Source organism: Anoxybacillus sp. FSL W8-0104, assembly GCF_038004465.1.
GTDB classification, from domain to species: Bacteria; Bacillota; Bacilli; order Bacillales; family Anoxybacillaceae; genus Anoxybacillus; species Anoxybacillus flavithermus_G.
Genome location: NZ_JBBOQU010000001.1, coordinates 1701538 through 1721072 on the forward strand (window position 1 = coordinate 1701538; position 19535 = coordinate 1721072).

Here is a 19535-nt window from a genome sequence, read left to right on the forward strand (position 1 = left end):
TCAAAATAAAATGATTATAAACTGATAAATAAAATGATTATTAAATAATAATTATTTTTCTATCCATTGCACAACTTCTTTCATGAGCAACGGGGATACATATGCCTCAAGAGAAGAAGCTAACGCTAAAGCGATACTAAACGATAACATAACAAACGTATAGCGAAGCATCGCACGAAAAATTGGTTCATGTGTTCGCTTCACAAATTGGTGACGAATCATTTTTAAAGAAAATGAAATGGATACAGCCGCCATCACAATAAAGATCGGAACGAGAATGATATTTTGCGGAACGACAGATACGAAAGCTAGCAAAAATCCGTTCCAACCCATTTGGCTGACTAAAAACCCAACTGTAAATCCAACAACGAGGCCTTTTAAAAATAATAAAATTAAAATAAGTGGTAGCCCCACAAGCGACATAGCTAAAATCCACATCAAGCCGATATATTTCAAATTTTGCAAAAAACTTTCTTTCCATACATCATGTGCACTCGCCATGTTTCCTGCAGAAACTTGTCCAAAAAAATTCGTTAAATAATAATATAAATCTTCTTTTTGGCTAAAGCTTAAGCTATTGACGACAATAGCACCAAAAATAATGCCCATCACAAAAAGAACGACGGTAAATACATATGTCGTGTAATGCTCTTGTACGTGTTGACCCCATGTTGTCGTCCATGATCGTTTTCTCATCGCCCCATCCCCCTACACGTTCTGTTACTATATTGTATGGGAAAAGGGGCGTGATATGACAAAAAGCGGTCACACAGACCGCTTTTACGCATGCAATTGCCAATATAAAAGCGCGTAAATCGTTTTTGCATCGTAAATTTGTTTGTCTTCAACCATTTTCAACGCTTCTTCTAACGTGACTTCGAGCACATCCACAAACTCGTCGTCATCGAGCATTTGCTTTTCGCTTTTTTTCGTCAGTCCTTTAGCAAGAAATATATGCACTAATTCATCCGCAAATCCTGGGGAAGTGTAAAAAGAGTGAAGCGGCTCCATTTTCTCGCATACGTATCCCGTTTCTTCCTCGAGTTCACGTTTCGCTGTTTGAAGCGGTTCTTCCCCTTTTTCTAGCTTCCCTGCCGGAATTTCAACAAGCACTCGCTCCAACGCTTTTCGATATTGACGAACGAGCACGATTTTATTTTCTTCCGTTATCGCAAGTACCGCAACTGCTCCAGGATGTTTTACAACTTCTCGCTTGCTCATTTCTCCATTTGGCAACAACACATCTTCAACATACACATCAATCACTTTTCCGGAAAAAATACGCTGTTGATTCATCGTTTTTTCATATAAATGATCCATTATTTCACCACCATGTCATCGTTTCATATCGATTGTACTACATCTACAAAGACAAATGGAAAACTTATTCGTTATAATGTTAAAAAAGGAGGGAGCACATGAAAAAACGGAAACTCGGACATTCGAACTTATATGTAAGTGAAATTGGCTTCGGTTGCATGTCGCTTGGAACTTCGGAGGGCGAAGCGATTCGCATCATTCATGAAGCGATCGACAAAGGGGTCAACTACTTCGATACAGCCGATTTATATGATCGTGGAGTGAATGAAGAAATCGTTGGAAAAGCGTTAAAGGGAAAGCGCCACGATGTCATCATTGCAACAAAAGTAGGGAATCGTTGGACAGAACAAGGAAACCGTTGGACGTGGGATCCGTCAAAAGCATACATCAAAGAGGCTGTTAAACATAGCTTACGACGGTTACAAACCGATTATATTGATGTATATCAATTACACGGCGGAACGATCGATGATCCGATCGATGAGACAATTGAGGCGTTTGAGGAGTTGCAACAAGAAGGTGTTATTCGTTATTACGGTATCTCCTCTATGCGTCCGAACGTCATTCGTGAATACGTCAAACGATCGCGCATCGTTTCTGTTATGATGCCGTATAGTTTACTCGATCGCCGCGCTGAAGAATGGTTTCCGCTTTTGAAGCAACATCACATTAGCGTCATTGCACGCGGACCGCTAGCGAAAGGACTATTAACTGAACGGCCACTTGATCAAGCAAGCGAAGAAATAAAACAAAACGGCTATGTCGATTATTCGTTTGCTGAATTAATGGCGCTTATTCCAAAACTAAAAGCCGTTGCACCAAATGAAACCTTAACGGCGATCGCTCTTCGTTTTTGTTTAGCTCATGACGTCGTTGCAACAGTCGTTCCCGGCGCAAGCCGATTATCACAACTGATCGAAAACGTCGCTGCCCAATCGGTGACATTAAGCGATGAACAAGTGGCTTTATTAAAACAGCTAACAAAACAAACGATTTTCACCGCTCATCGGTAACCGAGGTTTTCCCCTCGGTTACTTAAATTTTCGCCAATCTAAGTCACGAAACTTACGCAAGGAAGCCCCTGCCTTTAGGCACGGGGAGGAATTGCACCTTACGCAATGTTCATTCCCTCCCTTCGATATGTGTATCCGTCGAATCGCTGAATGACTTGGACATATCTATAATTTATTCCTTGTGCGATACGCTTTCCGTCCTTACCTTTAATATCGAAACTTCCAGTCTTTCTACATGCGACTTCGCCAAACCAAACGCCTTGATATTTCCCTCTTGGGACAACAGCCTTAACCATGTCCCCTGTTTGAAAACCAAAGAAGAATTTTTGTCTTGCAAGATAACCTCTTGGGAAGCCATATCTATCTAGGTTTGTACGAGAGCGACTACCACGCCCTTTTGCCTTGATAAATAACACTTCTTTTGTTTTGAAATATAAGTGATTTGTTGTGCTTTCGCCTACACAACAAGCGTCAAAATAATGTGTTTTCGGCAAGTCTAAACGAATACGATTCATTTTTGTTCGTGCACCTGTTCCACACTCGACATCTAATCCTGTCTGCTTTAACACTTCATACGCTTTCCATCTTGTCGAGTTGATAGCACTTGCATCCTTTAATGATTCTTTGACTTGCTTTTGAATGTGCGGATACCCGAATTCTTCTGCTGTCTTACTTCCTTTGCGCTGATTACAGTCATGACAGGCAAGACATAGGTTATCCACTCGGTCTGTTCCACCTCTCGATTTTGGAATGATATGCTCCACTTCAAGTGGAACATTTTCTTTTCCGCAATAACAACACTTCCGCCCAAACTTTTCAAGCAAATACTCCCGTACTTCATATCCTTGTAGCGTGCCTTGTTGATACTCTACACCATTGATTTCAGGATTTCGCATGAGTTGCGTGTCGAATTTGGCATTTTCGTATGATATATACCCAATGGGGCATAACTTCTTTAGGCGGTTAACCCATGTTTGGATATTTTGCACACGACTCTCTAGTGATGACGGCAACCACCCCTCCTTTCGCTTGCGGTTCAGAAAGCGTGGTTTTCTGTATCTTGTTTTTCGATTTCGTCTTGCTCGACGAAAAGCACGCCTTTTATCTATTCTTTCCTTGATGTCTGTGCGATGGTCAAGTTGCCCTAACCATACCACTTCTTGTCCTCGCAAAATCGCTAATCCTGTATGCCTGCTTCCATAGTCGATTTTTAGCCGATATGTTGCTTTAATTTCTGATTCGTCTACTGATTTTTTCAAGATGATGGTAAATGGAAATCGCCTGTAAATCGCCGCCTTCCCTTGTTTCAACAGCTTTCTTGCAACTGCTTCGTGACAAGGAGCAAGCGGACGTTTGTTTGTGTCTAACACAAAAACCATAGGGTTCTCCCCTTTCCTCTGCATAAAGCAGGTCATATTCTCCTCGACCATGTTATAGATGCTTGTTATGTGCAAGACACTAGCGCTACCCACCACGCTTGTTTAACCTTGCACGACAGAGGAACGGGCTGGAGAAGCACCCGAACGTGTCATGACATCTATAACGTAGGCTCTGTTTCAAAGCCTTGGTCTGGTCAACATGGGGCTTACAAGCCCATGACTTTAGTCATTGGGTTGTTGACTATGGTAATGTACGCATCTCGTCTGTTTGTCGGTGACGCTTCCTTTTACTTCGATCATCTCTCATCATTCCCTTTTCTTATAATCGGAAACGAGGCAAAATCAGACGCCATCGCTACATTCGGAAAAATTGTCTTTGTCTCTTCCAGAAGTTGGTTGCACATTTCCCCTTGATAACGCGAGCTAATATGTGTCAAAATAAGCTGCTTCGCCCCAGCCCGCTTCGCCACCTCAGCCGCTTGCACCGTTGTGGAATGATAGTAATCTCGCGCTAAATGGGCTTCGTTTGCACTAAACGTTGCTTCATGTACGAGCACGTCCACTCCTTCGGCAAGTTCCACACTTGCCTCACAATAACGCGTATCTCCCATAATCGCAATCATACGTCCTTTTTTTGGCGGGGCAACAAATTTTCGTCCATCAATCACCGTTCCATCGTCTAACGTAACAAGCTCTCCACGTTTAATTTGTTGATAAATGGGACCTGGCTTCACCCCGAGGGCACGCAACTCGTCAACGAGCAACGTACCCGGTAAATCTTTTTCAACAATTCGGAAACCGTATGAAGGTAAACCATGGTCAAGCAATTTTGCTGTAACAACAAACTGTTCGTCTTCAAATATGACTCCTTCTGTAAACTCTTCAATATACAACTCATATTTCAGTCGCGTGCCGCTGACCGTTAATGCAGTTTCAATAAACGAACGAATACCTGCTGGGCCGTAAACAAAAAGAGGTGTTTCTCCACCTTGAAACGAACGGCTACCAAGCAATCCAGGTAAACCAAAAATGTGATCGCCGTGTAAGTGAGTAATAAAAATACGTTCAATGCGTCTTGGACGAATAGACGTATGTAAAATTTGATGTTGCGTTGCTTCTCCGCAATCGAATAGCCATGTTGCTCCTCTTTCTTCTAACAACTGAAGGGCAATCGCGGATACGTTTCTACCTTTTGATGGGACGCCAGAGCCTGTCCCTAAAAACAATAATTCCACGCTACGATCTCCTCTCTTTTCTTTAATCGGATAAAACATTTGCGTTTACCACAATAAACCTCTAAAATTACATTATCATGAACCTTTCAAAAAATGAATAAAAGCGAGGTATATGGTCCGTGAATGACGTACAACCAAAAGCGACAATTGTAATTTTTGGCGCGACTGGCGACTTAGCAAAGCGTAAACTATTCCCATCTATTTATAAACTTTATCAAAAAGGAAAGCTTGCTGAACAGTTTGCGGTTGTTGGTGTTGCCCGTCGTCCACATACAGACGAATCGTTTCGCCACTACGTAAAAGAAACGATTGAAGAAGCGACGAAACAAGAATTAATAGATGAAAAGTTTATTTCTCATTTTTACTATCATTCACTAGATGCGACAAATACGCAATCATATGAACAATTAAATGAATTATTAACTCGTGTGGAAGAACAATTTCATATTCCAGGCAACCGCATTTTTTACTTGGCGATGGCACCGGAATTTTTCGGAACGATTACATCGCACTTGAAATCCGAGGGGCTGACGGCCACAAACGGCTGGACGCGATTAGTCATTGAAAAACCGTTCGGTCACGATTTACAAAGTGCACAAAGATTAAATGAAGAAATTCGCCAATCGTTTTCGGAGGAGCAAATTTTCCGGATTGACCATTATCTCGGCAAAGAAATGGTGCAAAACATCGAAGTCATTCGCTTTGCGAACGCCATTTTCGAGCCGCTTTGGAACAACCGCTTTATTGCTAATATTCAAATTACATCAAGCGAAACGCTTGGAGTGGAAGATCGCGGTCGTTACTACGACCATTCCGGCGCGCTTCGCGATATGGTACAAAACCATATGTTGCAAATGGTTGCCCTTTTGGCAATGGAACCGCCAATTAAGTTAACGACAGACGATATTCGTAGCGAAAAAGTAAAAGTGCTTCGTGCGCTTCGCCCGATGACACACGATGACGTCGAGACATATTTCGTGCGTGGGCAATACGGACGCGGCATCGTGCGCGGGCAACAAGTCGTCGGGTATCGTGAAGAACATAGTGTCGATCCAAACTCCAATACGGAAACATTTGTTGCAGGGAAATTAATGATCGACAACTTCCGCTGGGCAGGTGTGCCGTTTTACATACGAACAGGAAAACGAATGACGGAAAAATCGACGAAAATCGTTGTGCAATTTAAAGATGTGCCGATGAACTTATATTATCGCACAAGCGAACACGTTCATCCGAACTTGCTCGTCATCCATATTCAGCCCGATGAAGGCATTACCCTTCATTTAAACGCGAAAAAAAGCGGCGAAAGCATGAAAACGACGCCAATTAAGCTCGATTACTGCAACAACTGCATCGATGGCATCAATACGCCGGAAGCGTATGAGAAATTGTTATATGACTGCATGCGCGGCGATGCGACAAACTTTACGCATTGGGATGAAGTCGCTGCTTCATGGAGCTTTGTCGACCCGATTTCGGAAGTGTGGGCAAACACGAAAGCTATGGACTTTCCGAACTACGAAGCAGGCTCGATGGGACCGAAAAAAGCGGATGAACTATTGCAAAAAGACGGCTTCCATTGGTGGCCACTAAACGGAACAATGTAAGGAGGAAACACCTATGAAAATGTACGATGTCACCGCTCCAATTTTTGAAGGCATGCCTGTGTATAAAAACAAACCGGAAAAACAACCGAAACTAACGACCGTCACGAACGATTACGTCACTGAATCGCGCATCGACATGGATGTGCATACAGGCACGCACATTGATGCGCCGCTCCATATGGTAAAAAACGGAGAAACGTTTGAAACGATTCCGCTTGAAAAACTCGTCGGCTACTGCAAAGTATTAGACGTCACAAACGTCGATGATCGCATTACAAAAGAAGATCTCATTCATTTTGATATTCAAGAAAACGATTTTCTCTTATTCAAAACAAAAAACTCGTTTGACGACGCTTTTAACTTTGAATTTATTTACGTTGCTGAAGATGCGGCAACATATTTAGCCGAAAAACGCATTCGCGGCGTCGGCATTGATGCCCTCGGTGTCGAACGCAACCAAGCGGGACACCCAACACACAAAACGCTGTTCGGTCACGGTATTATCGTCATCGAAGGGCTTCGATTAAAAGACGTACCAGCAGGCGAATATTGGATGGTTGCCGCTCCGCTTAAACTCGTCGGCACCGACGCCGCCCCAGCGCGTGTATTGTTGTTTGAACAATAAACGAACCCCCTAGAGCCATTTGCCCTAGGGGGTTCGTTTATTTCAACCATTCCGTATGGAACACGCCTTCTTTGTCGATGCGTTCGTATGTGTGCGCACCGAAGTAGTCGCGTTGAGCTTGAATCAGGTTCGCTGGCAATGTTTCCATCCGGTAGCTGTCGTAGTATGCTAAAGCGCTGGCAAATGCCGGAACCGGGATGCCGCGCATCGCTGCTGTTGCGACGATTTCACGGAGCGATTGTTGATAGTTTTCGACGATGTCTTTAAAGTATGGGTCAAGCAATAAGTTTGGCAACGCTGGATCACGGTCGTACGCTTCTTTAATTTTTTGTAAAAATTGTGCACGAATGATGCAGCCGCCGCGGAAAATCATCGCGATATTACCGTATTGTAAATTCCAGTTGTACTCTTCAGATGCGGCCTTCATTTGTGCAAAGCCTTGGGCGTACGAGCAAATTTTGCTCATGTAAAGCGCGCGGCGTACCGCTTCAATAAAGTGCGCACGATCTCCTTCATACGGCTTCACGGCAGGACCAGCTAATAGCTTGCTTGCTTTCACGCGCTCTTCTTTCATCGCTGAAATGAAGCGAGCAAATACCGATTCCGTAATAATCGGAAGCGGGACGCCTAAATCGAGCGCGTTTTGGCTCGTCCATTTCCCTGTTCCTTTTTGTCCTGCTTTGTCTAAAATGACATCGACAAGCGGCTTTCCTGTTTCTTCATCAATTTTCGTGAAAATATCTGCCGTAATTTCGATTAAATAGCTGTCTAATTCCCCTTTATTCCACTCGGCAAACACTTCATGAAGCTCTTGTGCGTTTAAGCCGAGCACATGTTTTAATAAAAAGTACGCTTCAGCAATTAATTGCATATCGCCGTATTCGATGCCGTTATGCACCATTTTTACGTAATGGCCCGCACCGTCTGGACCGATGTACGTTGTACACGGCTCCCCATCGACTTTTGCCGCGATCGCTTCAAAAATCGGACGAACGAGTTCGTGCGCTTCTTTTTGTCCGCCCGGCATGATGGAAGGACCTTTCAACGCCCCTTCTTCTCCGCCGGAAACGCCTGTACCGATAAAATGAATGCCGAGTTCCGCAAGTTCTTTATTGCGACGTTGTGTATCTTTAAAATACGTATTGCCGCCGTCGATGACGATATCGCCTTTTTCTAAATACGGCTTTAATTGCTCAATTGTTGCGTCTGTTGCCGCGCCTGCCTTCACCATTAATAAAATTTTGCGCGGCTTCTCAAGCGCGTTAACAAACTCTTCGATGCTGTATGTACCGACGATGTTTTTCCCTTCCGCTTCTTGTAAAAACTCGTCTGTTTTTTCGCGTGAACGGTTATATACGGCTACCGAATACCCGCGACTTTCAATGTTGAGCGCCAAGTTTTTTCCCATGACCGCTAAACCGATCACACCAATTTGTTGTTTCGCCATAGTAAACGTTCCTTTCTATTTTTGATTGTTCAAAAAAGAACATACCATAATCTTCTTTTCTCGTTCAAGTGTTCTGTTTCTCATTCCTCATATGTTCTTTAATGGTGCTTGCTCCTTCTAAATTGTCAAACAATATCGTCGGATCGATAACAGTAATGAGCCGATCAGGCAAGTTGGCAATCCCGATGAAATATGGCGTCTGTTGATAAGCAAGCATATTCACTTGCTTCATCATATGTGGTGGAATATCAATAATCTCTTTTGCATCGTCTACGATAAATGCTACATGCATATCCCCCATATGGACGACGATGAGCCGTGTTTTTTCTGTTTCCGTATATGGATGACGATATAAAATTTGCGACGTATCAAGCACGGGAACAAGTTCACCGCGAATGCGCACAACGCCAAGCATATACGAAGGCATGCTCGGGATGAGCGTCGGCTGGCTCATTTTTTCGATGGAAACAACATGTTCGACCGGAATGGCGTATTGTTCGTTAGACAATTGGAAAACGACGACTTTATTCATCGTTTCACCCCCTCGCAGCCACTTCCTCAATAATAGCGATGACCATTTCCGTTGTTTTAACAAGTTCTTCAATTGGCATTCGTTCATTTGTTGTGTGAATATCTTCATAACCGATCGCTAAATTGACCGTTGGAATGCCAAATCCGGCAATGACGTTCGCATCGCTACCGCCACCGCTGCGTAACAACTCATGTGGACGACCAATTTTTTCTGCTGCTCGTTTTGCGATTTCAACAACATAATCGCCGTCGCCAAATTTAAATCCTGGATACATCACTTCCACATGAACATCTGCACGACCGCCCATTTCTTCCGCTACGCGCTCAAACGCTTCTTTCATTTTTGCGACTTGTGCTTCCATTTTTTCTGGCACAAGGGAACGTGCCTCAGCTAAAATGTCCACGCGATCACATACGATGTTCGTTTGTGTTCCCCCTTCAAAACGGCCGATGTTTGCGGTTGTTTCTTCGTCAATGCGCCCAAGCGGCATTTGCGCAATTGCTTTTGCGGCGATCGTAATGGCTGATACACCACGCTCTGGGGCAACACCCGCATGAGCTGTCTTTCCGTGAACAGTCACTTTCAACTTTGCTTGCGTCGGAGCAGCAACGATAATTTGTCCGACTTTTCCATCACTATCTAACGCATATCCAAATTTCGCTTGAATGAGCGATGGATCGAGCGCTTTCGCCCCAACAAGCCCCGACTCTTCACCAACAGTAATAATAAATTGAATGAGTCCATGAGGGATTTGTTTTTCTTTTAACATGCGGATCGCTTCAAACATTGCAGCAAGTCCTGCTTTATCGTCCGCTCCTAAAATCGTCGTACCATCTGTGACAATGTAACCGTCTTGAATGGACGGTTTTACCCCTTTTCCCGGCACAACGGTATCCATATGAGATGTAAAGTAAATTGGATCGACTCCTTCTTTTGTCGCTGGCAATGTGCAAATTAAATTTCCTGCCCCATGTCCTGTTTGCGCTGTCGTATCATCTTCAATGACGTGCAAACCGAGCGCTTCAAACTTTGCTTTCAACACATCCGCAATCTCGCGCTCATATTTCGTTTCCGAATCAATTTGCACAAGCTCTAAAAATTCTTCGACTAAACGCTGCTTATTGACCATCATGCATCCTCCTATGTATGAACTCATCTTTAAGTATAACGGATTTTTACATCGTTTGCGAAACCGTACGATTATTTTTCGAAAAACATATACCGCCAAACAACTGGCGGTATATACTTACAATGGAATATTCCCATGTTTCTTTTTTGGGCGCTCTTCCTGCTTATGACGAAGCATATCGAGTGCTTGAATAAGCTTGATTCTCGTGTCGCGTGGGTCGATAACATCATCAACCATGCCGTATTTCGCTGCAACATAAGGATTGGCGAATTTATCGCGATATTCTTCAATTTTTTGCGCTCTTGTTTCTTCTGGATTCGGGCTGTTTTCAATTTCGCCTGCAAAAATAATGTTCGCCGCCCCTTGTGGCCCCATAACGGCAATTTCTGCATTCGGCCATGCGTACACAACATCCGCCCCGATCGATTTACTGTTTAATGCAACGTATGCTCCACCGTATGCTTTCCGTAAAATAACCGTAATTTTCGGCACGGTCGCTTCCGAATACGCATATAAAATTTTCGCCCCATGGCGAATGATGCCGCCATGTTCTTGTTTGACTCCTGGGAAAAAGCCTGTCACGTCTTCAAATGTAATAATCGGAATGTTAAATGAATCGCAAAAGCGAATAAAGCGGGCTGCTTTATCCGATGAGTCAATATCTAGTCCTCCCGCCATAAACTTCGGCTGGTTGCATACGAGTCCGACAACTTCTCCCTTCATGCGCGCAAAACCGATGACAATATTTTTCGCAAAATCTTTTTGCACTTCCATAAACGATCCTTCATCAACGACTTGTAGCACAACGTTGCGCACATCGTACGGTCTGACCGCGTCAATTGGAATCGCATCCGCTAAATCAGGACGGTAGTCATCTTCATTGGCAACAGGCTTGATCGGTGGCTTTTCTTGGCAGTTTGCTGGCAAATAGCTTAACAGCCGTCGTACTTGGGCAAGCACGCCTTCTTCTGTCGCTCCTGAAAAATGAGCGTTTCCGCTAATTGTATTATGAACGCGGGCACCACCTAAATCTTCCGCACTAATTTTTTCTCCTGTCACCGTTTCAATCACTTTCGGTCCAGTAATAAACATTTGGCTCGTTTTTTCGACCATAAAAACAAAATCGGTAATGGCAGGTGAATAGACAGCCCCTCCTGCACACGGACCCATAATAACAGAAATTTGCGGAATGACGCCAGAATAGATGGAATTACGGTAAAAAATATGGCCGTAGCCATCGAGGGACAATACTCCTTCTTGAATGCGTGCACCACCGGAATCGTTTAATCCGATGATTGGAGCCCCTGTTTTTGCTGCTAAGTCCATAATATTCGCAATTTTTTTCGCGTGCATTTCCCCAAGCGCGCCACCGAATACAGTAAAATCTTGTGAAAATACAAACACTGTTCGACCATCGATTTTCCCGTATCCTGTGACAACTCCGTCACCCGGACCTTTTTTTCCTGCTAATCCAAAATCGGTGCAACGATGTTCAATAAACGGGTTTAACTCGACGAACGTCCCTTCATCTAATAAAAGATCAATGCGCTCCCTCGCTGTTAATTTCCCTTTTTCATGTTGTTTAGCAATTTTATCGTCACCGCCACCTAATTCAATTTCACGCCGGCGGTCATATAGCTCATTAATTTTATCATACATATCCATTATTGCCCGCCCTCTCTTTCACAAAGCTCGTACAATACTCCGTGAGCGGACTTTGGATGCATGAAGGCGATAAGCGCCCCTCCCGCTCCGCGTTTCGGTTGCTCATGAATCATACGAACACCATTATTTTTTAACTCCTGAATGCGCAGTTCAATATCATCTACGCCAAGCGCGACATGATGAATACCTTCACCTCTTTTTTCAATAAAAGAAGCAATTGGGCTATGTTCAGAAAGCGGCTCAAGCAATTCAATTTTTACATCGCCGACTTTTAAAAATGCTACCCTCACCTGCTCGGATTCGACCGTTTCCATGCCAACGCACGATAAACCGAGCGTATCCGTATAAAACGGAAGCGCCTCATCTAATGATTTCACAGCGATGCCAATATGATCGACTTTTTTCACTTCCATAACCCCAACCCCTTTGTTGTTCTCGGCTGCAAACCGTGTATGTATTTCGACACCTTTTTTCTTTTTTCCTTCTTTTTTTGCATGTTTTCATACTTGTTTGTCGATCAGCATGTTTGTACAATAGGTAACAAGAGGTGACAAGAGGTGAAAAAAATGCATTCAAAAAAAGTGCAAAAAATCGTCGTCTATTTAATGCTCGGTTCGATGCTTTTAACATCGTTGCTTGCTGGATTAAGCATGTGGATATAGAACAAGCTGACCGTATTCGGCCAGCTTGTTCTATTTAAGCGCCCCGTACTTTTTCCCGAGCTGATGAAATGATTCGTTCGTTTTTACGATCGCTACTTTCGTTCCTAATGGCACGTTCGGATATAGCGCTTCAACATCGCGATTATGCATGCGTACGCATCCTTCTGTTATATAACGTCCAATCGATTCGGGTCGATTCGTTCCATGAATGCCGTACGTTCGACCGTCCGTTCCACGTGCATCAAATCCGATCCATCTCGTACCAAGCGGGTTGTTCGGTGCTCCTCCTGAAATGTTTTTTTTCCGATAATAAGGATTTACTGCCTTAACAGTTACCGTAAATATCCCTTCTGGCGTGAGTACATTCGTTTTTCCTGTCGCCACTCGATATATACGTTCAATTTTCCCATGGCGAATAAAAGCAAGTTGGTTCGTTTGTTTATTGACAATAATCATCGGATCGCCCACGCGCGGATGATCTCCAAACGGCCAAAGCGGTGAAAGAAAAAGAAAGAAAGCAAACAAAAGCGGCATGATCTCACCCTTTTTTCATTATTATGCATCAAAAAAGAGCGATCATACCGTTATAACTGACTTTTAATGATTAAATATTGCTCCATCTCTTTTACAAAATGCAAAAGAGCAGCTCGCTCTTCAAATTCCTCGCGCGTTTTTGGCAAAGGCATTTGTTGGAACTGCTTTTTCATCTCCTCAAGTTGTCGAATAAAACGGTCTGCTGTATTTCCCGGGTGAATCGCATCGCTTAATTCATCAATAAAATCGGCAATCATATTTCGTTGCTCAACTGTGTACGTCATCGAGCTGATGAGCGGCAGCATGCGTTCAATAATTTCAAATTGCCGTTCGCGCATACGAAAATATCGGTAATAATAATCTTCATTGCGTAAAAAATGGTTTTCAATGTTTTGTAACGCAAGCGCTTTTGCTCGCTTTAACGTATCGCTCGCTAGCGCAATTTCTTTCCCATCCCACAAGCTTTCGTTCGTCCGTAAATAATGAACAATTTCTTTAAAAATGATGCGAAATAAATCTTCTACAATCCGTTGATATTCTTTTAAATCTTTTTCCACGCTTGGCATGTACATATTGACAAGTAAAGCGATACCGATCCCGATGATCATTAACATCACTTCGTTATATACGAGAGACCACGTCATCGCTTTCGCCATGTATACGTGTAAAATAATAACCGCACTTGTCGCAATCCCTTCGGTCACTTTCAAGGCAACAGTCGTTGGAATGAAAAACAGCAGCAATAAACCGATCGAAAGCGGATGATAGCGAAGTCCTTCAAAAAAGAGAAATGAAAACAATAAGCCAACTAAACCGGCAACAAAGCGAGCACGTGCCGTCTGCAACGACTTTTTTTTCGTCACTTGAATACAAAGTATTGTAATAATGCCGGCAGAAGCAAAATTTTCAAGGTGCAACCATTGGGCAAGCGCAATGGCACTCGCTGTTCCAATCGCTGTTTTCACTGTTCGATAACCAATTTTTAACATGACTATCACACTCCGCCCTCATTATAACATATTCAACAATAAAAGGTGCCCATAACGGACACCTTTACGTTTGCTCATATAAACGAATTAATTGCTGGGCGGCCATTGTGACCGGCTGTTTCCCTTCCATCACATCTTGTTCGATGTTCGGCAACTGTTGCTGTACAGCCGGATGATGAAAAAAGCGGATATGCAAATAATCTTTAATCATCGCATGCAGCCAATCTTTCATCTGTTCCTTTCTTCTTTCCTCAAACACGCCGGATTGTTTTGTCGTTTGCACAAACCGTTCGATTACTTCCCAAATTTGTTCAATTCCTTCTCCGTGAAGAGAAGAGCATGTGTATGCTTTCGTCTCCCATCCTTTCGTGGCATGGCGTAAATAATGTAAAATTTGATTATATTCTTCTTTCGCCAACTCTGCTTTCTGTTTATTATCCCCGTCTGCTTTATTAATAACGATCGCGTCGACGAGTTCCATCATCCCCTTTTTCATTCCTTGCAGTTCATCACCAGCGCCTGTTAGCGCAAGCAATAGAAAAAAATCAACCATGCCGCGTACTGCCACTTCACTTTGACCAACACCGACCGTTTCCACGAGAATAATATCATATCCCGCTGCTTCACAAAGCAGCATCGTCTCACGTGTTTTCCGATGCACTCCCCCGAGCGTGCCACCCGATGGAGAAGGACGAATAAACGCACGCGGATGACGAGCTAAATATTCCATGCGCGTTTTATCGCCAAGAATGCTTCCACCTGTGAGCGAGCTGCTCGGATCGATCGCTAATACCGCAACACGATGACCTTTATCGCATAAAAATTGTCCGAATGCTTCAATGAATGTACTTTTGCCTGCACCTGGAACACCAGTAATGCCAATGCGAACCGAACGCCCTACATAAGGAAGGAGCTCATGCAATATGCGCTGTGCCTTTTCTGTATGTTTTGCTGCATTGCTTTCAATAAGTGTAATCGCTTGTGCTAAAATGGTGCGATTATTATTTAATACACCTGCGACATATTCTTCAATCGAAAGCTCTTTTCTTTTTACCCATCGTCTTTCTTTTGTCGGCTGAACACGATCGTTTCCTTTCACGTACGACGTTGCAAACATATTGTGGTCATCCACCCATTCTGGTCGAGATGTTCGCTCCTCACTCATTCGCTCACTTCCTCGTAACCGAGTCGTCGATAAATTTCGTGCAACACTTTTTGAGCTGCGACCGGGATGATCGTACCTGGTCCAAAAATAGCCGCTGCACCATGTTCATATAAAAATTCGTAATCTTGTGGTGGTATGACGCCACCAACGACAACAATAATATCTTCTCGCCCTAGTTTGCGTAACTCTTCCACAAGCTGTGGCAGTAACGTTTTATGTCCAGCAGCGAGCGAGCTCATCCCAACGACGTGAACATCGTTTTCAACCGCTTGCCGCGCTGTCTCTTCTGGTGTTTGAAAGAGCGGACCGATATCAACGTCAAAACCTAAATCCGCAAATGCGGTGGCGATCACTTTTGCCCCACGGTCATGTCCATCTTGACCCATTTTGGCGATTAAAATGCGCGGCCGTCTTCCTTCTAACTCATAAAATTCATCCGTCATTTTTTTGACGCGTGCAATTTCTTCTTCGTTCGTAAACTCTGCGCTATATACCCCGCTAACGGAACGAATGACTGCTTTATGTCGGCCTGCTACTTTTTCAATTGCATACGAAATTTCGCCTAACGTCGCGCGCGCACGAGCGGCTTCTACCGCCAATTCTAATAAGTTTCCTTCGCCTGTTTCCGTCGCTTTCGTAATCGCTTGCAGCGTTTGTTGCACACGCGCTTCATCCCGAGACGCACGCAACTGTTTTAATTTTTCGATTTGTCGCATGCGCACAGCCGTATTATCGACTTCTAAAATATCGATCGGCTCTTCTTTTTCTGGACGATATTTATTCACACCGATAATCGTCTCCGCACCAGAATCAATTTTGGCTTGCCGTCTTGCTGCTGCTTCTTCAATGCGCATTTTTGGCAATCCTGTTTCAATCGCTTTCGCCATACCACCGAGATTTTCGATTTCTTCAATATGTTTCCACGCTCGCTTCATTAGTTCGTTCGTCAACGTTTCGACGTAATACGAGCCTGCCCACGGGTCAATGACGCGACAAATGCCCGTTTCTTCTTGCAAATAAAGCTGCGTATTGCGAGCGATGCGCGCAGAAAAGTCGGTCGGTAACGCAATTGCTTCATCAAGTGCGTTCGTATGAAGCGACTGCGTATGCCCCATCGCTGCTGCATGCGCTTCAATGAGTGTACGGACAACGTTGTTGAACGGGTCTTGTTCGGTTAAACTCCAGCCTGATGTTTGCGAATGCGTTCGCAACGCTAACGACTTCGGATTTTTCGGGTTAAATGTTTTCATCATTTTCGCCCAAATCACGCGCGCCGCACGCATTTTTGCCACTTCCATAAAATAGTTCATGCCGATTGCCCAGAAAAACGATAGGCGTGGAGCAAATGAATCAATGTCAATGCCTGCTTTTAAGCCTGTACGCACATACTCAAGCCCATCGGCAAGTGTATAGGCAAGCTCAATATCCGCCGGCGCACCAGCTTCCTGCATGTGATAGCCGGAAATGCTAATGCTATTGAATTTTGGCATATATTTTGCAGTATAGGCGAAAATGTCGGCGATAATGCGCATCGACGTTTCTGGCGGATAAATATACGTATTGCGCACCATATATTCTTTTAAAATGTCGTTTTGGATTGTGCCGGACAGTTTGTCTTGCGTCACTCCCTGCTCTTCGGCGGTAACGATGTAAAACGCCATGATTGGGAGCACAGCCCCGTTCATCGTCATCGATACGGACATTTGATCAAGCGGAATGCCATCGAATAAAATTTTCATATCGAGCACCGAATCGATAGCGACCCCTGCTTTGCCGACATCGCCGACGACGCGTGGATGGTCAGAATCATAGCCGCGGTGGGTGGCAAGGTCAAACGCAACCGACAACCCTTTTTGCCCCATCGCTAAATTGCGGCGGTAAAAGGCGTTGCTTTCTTCTGCCGTAGAAAAACCTGCATATTGGCGAATCGTCCACGGTCGAACGACGTACATTGTCGGGTACGGTCCGCGCAAATATGGTGGAATACCCGGCATATAGTCAAGAAAGTCAAAACCTTCAATATCTTTTTTTGTATATAGTGGTTTAAGCGTAATTTGTTCGTTTGTTTGGAAAAAAAGGTCGTCAATCGATGTTTGCAGCTTTTCTTCGATTGCCTGCTTCCATTGTTGTTCGCTCACCGTATCGCCTTTGCGTTGGAAAGGAATATTCGTAAAATCAACTTTCCGCTCCATCTAAAGCCACCCCCATTTCCTTCATAAACGCCACAAGCGTTTCGTAGCAATTAGAACCGATATGAATAAATCCGTCCACCCCCGCTTCTATAAAAGTGGTTTCGATTTCCAGCGGTTGTTTTCCAGCGACGTAGACGTTTCGCGGCGGATTCGCATCCTTTAACGCTTTCGCAATCGCCGGAACCGCTTCCGGATAGCTTTCGTCTGTTCCGCAAATGATATAATGCGTTCCGTCTGCTTCTAACGCCCCTTTTATCGCCTCGTCAACCGACATATAGCCGTCATTTTTCACGACAGCGAATCCACCCGCTTCAAAAAAGCCGCTCATAAAATCAGCGCGCGCTTTATGATGGGCGATGGCGCCGAGATTGATGAGATGCACGGTTGGACGCTTTCCGTTCGTTTCTAAATGCCGCTCCGCTGCTTGGCGCAGCTGCTCAAACGGCTCAGACAGCCGCCATTGGCGAACTGGGGAAATGGCAATCGACGGACCGGTCATCGCGAGCGCAGCATCAATTCCTCGAGCGGTCGCTCGACGACGGACGAAAGCAATGGCACTATCTAGCCAATTTCCGGTCCGCTCCATCGTTTCACCATCATACGATTCATCTTTTGTCGGCGATACAGATTGGATGTTCGGTTTTGGCTCTGCTACATTCGCATAGACGTTTGTACCGATGATTCGTTCTTTGCGCATTTTGACGTTTTGTTCGCGCAGCTTGGCGATGTTTTCGATTTCTGCTTGCACCACTCCTGCTTGGAGCGCTTTTGTCATGCCGCCTTTTGCTTCGATTTGTTGAAATAGCTTCCATGCAGCTTCTGCAATTTGTGCCGTTAGCGTTTCAACGTAATACGAACCGCCAGCCGGGTCGATGACTTTCCCGATGTGCGCTTCTTCTAGTAAAATCAATTGTGTATTACGGGCAATTCTTCGTGAAAACTCATCCGCTGGTCGAATCGCTTCGTCAAACGGGGAAACGTGTAAACTATTCGCCCCACCGACAATCGCAGCAAACGCTTCTGCTGATGCCCGAAGCATGTTTACATACGGGTCATAAACCGTTTTCGTGAAATACGACGTTCGCGCATGAAGCGACATTTTTTGCGCTCGTTCGCTGCCGCCAAACGCTTGAATAATATTCGACCACATCGCACGAGCCGCGCGCAGTTTCGCGATTTCCATAAAAAAGTCAGCACCGATCGCGAACGAAAAACTCATTCGTTCGGCCACCTCATCGACCGTCAACCCGCGCTTTAAACATTCGTTGATATATTCGACGGCAGTCGCAAACGAAAACGCTAACTCTTGCACCGCATTGGCCCCACCGTGATGATACGGTTCTCCGTGAACGATGATCGTTTTTATCAAAGGCAGCTGTTCTTTCGCCCATCTCGTCACATCCGCCATCACGTCATACAGCGTCGAAAGCGACGTAGGAAGTTCTCCTTTTATCGCTAATGCCGAAAGCGGGTCCATGCCGATTGTTCCGCGCAATGAATCGAGCGGAAGTTGTTGCTTATGAAAATAAGCGATAAACAGCGCCAAAACTGACAACGAACATGCCCCTGCATCGAGACGAATCGAATAGTCGGAAAGCGAAATGCCAGAAAACATCGTTTCGACATCCTCTAGCGACGTGATAGAAAATCCGAGCTCGTCTAAAATAAGATGAATTTCCGTCTGTCCTCTTGCGATATCGTATGTTGCGATTTCGTTCCATTCCTTAGGACTTTTGGTAGAAATGGCTTGACTGACTGCCCATGGCTTTTTCATATACCCATCCGGCTCCGTCCCGCGCACATAGCTAGGAAACCCCGGATATTGCTCAGGAGTTGTCTCTATGTCGCTTCGTATATAGATCGGTTTTATTTGTAGTTGCTCATACGTTGTTGTCACTAACTTTTCAAGCGGTTTTCCTTTAAGCGATTTTTCTGCTTCTTGTTCCCATTCGTCATATTTCGGAATAGGAAACGAGGCGTTTTTCATCGTTAACAAATCCGCCATTAACAACCCCTCCCCTTTGAAGACATTTAAAGCGCT

The 19535-nt window shown here is 44.4% G+C and carries 18 protein-coding genes; 4 read left to right on the forward strand and 14 right to left on the reverse strand.

What is annotated here, in order from left to right; genetic code table 11:
• Positions 1-51: 51 nt before the first annotated feature.
• Both spoIIM and NST18_RS09010 read right to left on the reverse strand, forming a co-directional pair.
• Positions 52-696, reverse strand: coding sequence for a stage II sporulation protein M (gene spoIIM, locus NST18_RS09005; protein WP_004889696.1), 645 nt, complete (start codon positions 694-696; stop codon positions 52-54).
• 84 nt (positions 697-780) lie between these two features.
• Positions 781-1320: an NUDIX hydrolase gene (locus NST18_RS09010; RefSeq protein WP_004889695.1), complete on the reverse strand. Its 540-nt coding sequence runs from the start codon at positions 1318-1320 to the stop codon at positions 781-783.
• 98 nt (positions 1321-1418) lie between these two features.
• Between NST18_RS09010 and NST18_RS09015 the strand changes: the two genes are divergently transcribed.
• Positions 1419-2333 carry an aldo/keto reductase gene (locus NST18_RS09015; RefSeq protein WP_004889694.1) on the forward strand — a complete coding sequence of 305 codons (915 nt, stop codon included), beginning with the start codon at positions 1419-1421 and terminating at the stop codon, positions 2331-2333.
• Between the two features lie 98 nt (positions 2334-2431).
• Here NST18_RS09015 and iscB read toward each other — a convergent pair whose 3' ends face one another.
• Together iscB and rnz are read right to left on the reverse strand one after the other, a co-directional pair.
• Complete coding sequence (gene iscB, locus NST18_RS09020) at positions 2432-3712, reverse strand: RNA-guided endonuclease IscB (protein ID WP_340721631.1); 1281 nt, start codon at positions 3710-3712, stop codon at positions 2432-2434.
• A gap of 296 nt (positions 3713-4008) precedes the next feature.
• Positions 4009-4947, reverse strand: coding sequence for a ribonuclease Z (rnz, locus tag NST18_RS09025; protein WP_004889645.1), 939 nt, complete (start codon positions 4945-4947; stop codon positions 4009-4011).
• A gap of 119 nt (positions 4948-5066) precedes the next feature.
• Between rnz and zwf the strand changes: the two genes are divergently transcribed.
• Entirely contained in the window at positions 5067-6554 is a 1488-nt protein-coding gene (gene zwf, locus NST18_RS09030; RefSeq protein WP_192948281.1) for a glucose-6-phosphate dehydrogenase, read from the forward strand.
• Positions 6555-6567: 13 nt separating this feature from the next.
• Positions 6568-7179: a cyclase family protein gene (locus NST18_RS09035; protein WP_340721371.1), complete on the forward strand. Its 612-nt coding sequence runs from the start codon at positions 6568-6570 to the stop codon at positions 7177-7179.
• A 37-nt stretch (positions 7180-7216) separates the two neighbouring features.
• On the opposite strand, the gene gndA is transcribed toward NST18_RS09035, so the two are convergent.
• From gndA to mce, 5 genes are all read right to left on the reverse strand, one after another.
• The gene (gene gndA / locus NST18_RS09040; protein ID WP_340721372.1) at positions 7217-8626 is read right to left on the reverse strand and encodes an NADP-dependent phosphogluconate dehydrogenase; all 1410 of its coding nucleotides are present in this window, start codon (positions 8624-8626) and stop codon (positions 7217-7219) included.
• A 64-nt stretch (positions 8627-8690) separates the two neighbouring features.
• On the reverse strand, positions 8691-9158 hold the full coding sequence (locus NST18_RS09045; protein WP_004889640.1) for a chemotaxis protein CheW: 468 nt from the start codon (positions 9156-9158) through the stop codon (positions 8691-8693).
• 4 nt (positions 9159-9162) lie between these two features.
• A complete protein-coding gene (locus NST18_RS09050) occupies positions 9163-10287 on the reverse strand; it encodes a tripeptidase T (RefSeq protein WP_004889638.1) in 1125 nt (374 codons plus the stop codon).
• 117 nt (positions 10288-10404) lie between these two features.
• Positions 10405-11955, reverse strand: coding sequence for an acyl-CoA carboxylase subunit beta (locus tag NST18_RS09055; RefSeq protein ID WP_035018549.1), 1551 nt, complete (start codon positions 11953-11955; stop codon positions 10405-10407).
• Positions 11952-12365 carry a methylmalonyl-CoA epimerase gene (gene mce / locus NST18_RS09060; protein ID WP_004889633.1) on the reverse strand — a complete coding sequence of 138 codons (414 nt, stop codon included), beginning with the start codon at positions 12363-12365 and terminating at the stop codon, positions 11952-11954. Before mce ends, NST18_RS09055 begins: the two co-directional genes overlap by 4 nt.
• Before the next feature lie 153 nt (positions 12366-12518).
• On the opposite strand from mce, the gene prli42 reads away from it, so the two are divergent.
• Positions 12519-12614 (forward strand): stressosome-associated protein Prli42, encoded by a 96-nt coding sequence (gene prli42 / locus NST18_RS09065; protein WP_009373849.1) that lies wholly within the window; start codon positions 12519-12521, stop codon positions 12612-12614.
• Positions 12615-12644: 30 nt separating this feature from the next.
• Here prli42 and NST18_RS09070 read toward each other — a convergent pair whose 3' ends face one another.
• From NST18_RS09070 to NST18_RS09090, 5 genes are all read right to left on the reverse strand, one after another.
• Positions 12645-13148 carry a L,D-transpeptidase gene (locus tag NST18_RS09070; protein WP_340721374.1) on the reverse strand — a complete coding sequence of 168 codons (504 nt, stop codon included), beginning with the start codon at positions 13146-13148 and terminating at the stop codon, positions 12645-12647.
• A 50-nt stretch (positions 13149-13198) separates the two neighbouring features.
• The gene (locus NST18_RS09075; protein ID WP_004889630.1) at positions 13199-14137 is read right to left on the reverse strand and encodes an aromatic acid exporter family protein; all 939 of its coding nucleotides are present in this window, start codon (positions 14135-14137) and stop codon (positions 13199-13201) included.
• Positions 14138-14201: 64 nt separating this feature from the next.
• The gene (meaB, locus tag NST18_RS09080; protein WP_004889629.1) at positions 14202-15302 is read right to left on the reverse strand and encodes a methylmalonyl Co-A mutase-associated GTPase MeaB; all 1101 of its coding nucleotides are present in this window, start codon (positions 15300-15302) and stop codon (positions 14202-14204) included.
• On the reverse strand, positions 15299-17494 hold the full coding sequence (scpA, locus tag NST18_RS09085) for a methylmalonyl-CoA mutase (RefSeq protein WP_088223209.1): 2196 nt from the start codon (positions 17492-17494) through the stop codon (positions 15299-15301). The genes meaB and scpA overlap by 4 nt, the downstream gene beginning before the upstream one ends.
• Positions 17478-19499 (reverse strand): methylmalonyl-CoA mutase family protein, encoded by a 2022-nt coding sequence (locus NST18_RS09090; protein WP_340721375.1) that lies wholly within the window; start codon positions 19497-19499, stop codon positions 17478-17480. The genes scpA and NST18_RS09090 overlap by 17 nt, the downstream gene beginning before the upstream one ends.
• Positions 19500-19535 lie beyond the last annotated feature (36 nt).

Excerpts from the sequence above, each read along its gene's own strand:
- NST18_RS09035 (WP_340721371.1), top strand. The coding sequence starts at position 6,568 with ATGAAAATGTACGATGTCACCGCTCCAATTTTTGAAGGCATGCCTGTG.
- mce (WP_004889633.1), bottom strand. The coding sequence starts at position 12,365 with ATGGAAGTGAAAAAAGTCGATCATATTGGCATCGCTGTGAAATCATTA.
- meaB (WP_004889629.1), bottom strand. The coding sequence starts at position 15,302 with ATGAGTGAGGAGCGAACATCTCGACCAGAATGGGTGGATGACCACAAT.
- NST18_RS09015 (WP_004889694.1), top strand. The coding sequence starts at position 1,419 with ATGAAAAAACGGAAACTCGGACATTCGAACTTATATGTAAGTGAAATT.
- NST18_RS09045 (WP_004889640.1), bottom strand. The coding sequence starts at position 9,158 with ATGAATAAAGTCGTCGTTTTCCAATTGTCTAACGAACAATACGCCATT.
- gndA (WP_340721372.1), bottom strand. The coding sequence starts at position 8,626 with ATGGCGAAACAACAAATTGGTGTGATCGGTTTAGCGGTCATGGGAAAA.
- scpA (WP_088223209.1), bottom strand. The coding sequence starts at position 17,494 with ATGGAGCGGAAAGTTGATTTTACGAATATTCCTTTCCAACGCAAAGGC.
- iscB (WP_340721631.1), bottom strand. The coding sequence starts at position 3,712 with ATGGTTTTTGTGTTAGACACAAACAAACGTCCGCTTGCTCCTTGTCAC.
- NST18_RS09010 (WP_004889695.1), bottom strand. The coding sequence starts at position 1,320 with ATGGATCATTTATATGAAAAAACGATGAATCAACAGCGTATTTTTTCC.
- prli42 (WP_009373849.1), top strand. The coding sequence starts at position 12,519 with ATGCATTCAAAAAAAGTGCAAAAAATCGTCGTCTATTTAATGCTCGGT.
- NST18_RS09070 (WP_340721374.1), bottom strand. The coding sequence starts at position 13,148 with ATGCCGCTTTTGTTTGCTTTCTTTCTTTTTCTTTCACCGCTTTGGCCG.
- NST18_RS09090 (WP_340721375.1), bottom strand. The coding sequence starts at position 19,499 with ATGGCGGATTTGTTAACGATGAAAAACGCCTCGTTTCCTATTCCGAAA.
- spoIIM (WP_004889696.1), bottom strand. The coding sequence starts at position 696 with ATGAGAAAACGATCATGGACGACAACATGGGGTCAACACGTACAAGAG.
- NST18_RS09050 (WP_004889638.1), bottom strand. The coding sequence starts at position 10,287 with ATGGTCAATAAGCAGCGTTTAGTCGAAGAATTTTTAGAGCTTGTGCAA.
- NST18_RS09075 (WP_004889630.1), bottom strand. The coding sequence starts at position 14,137 with ATGTTAAAAATTGGTTATCGAACAGTGAAAACAGCGATTGGAACAGCG.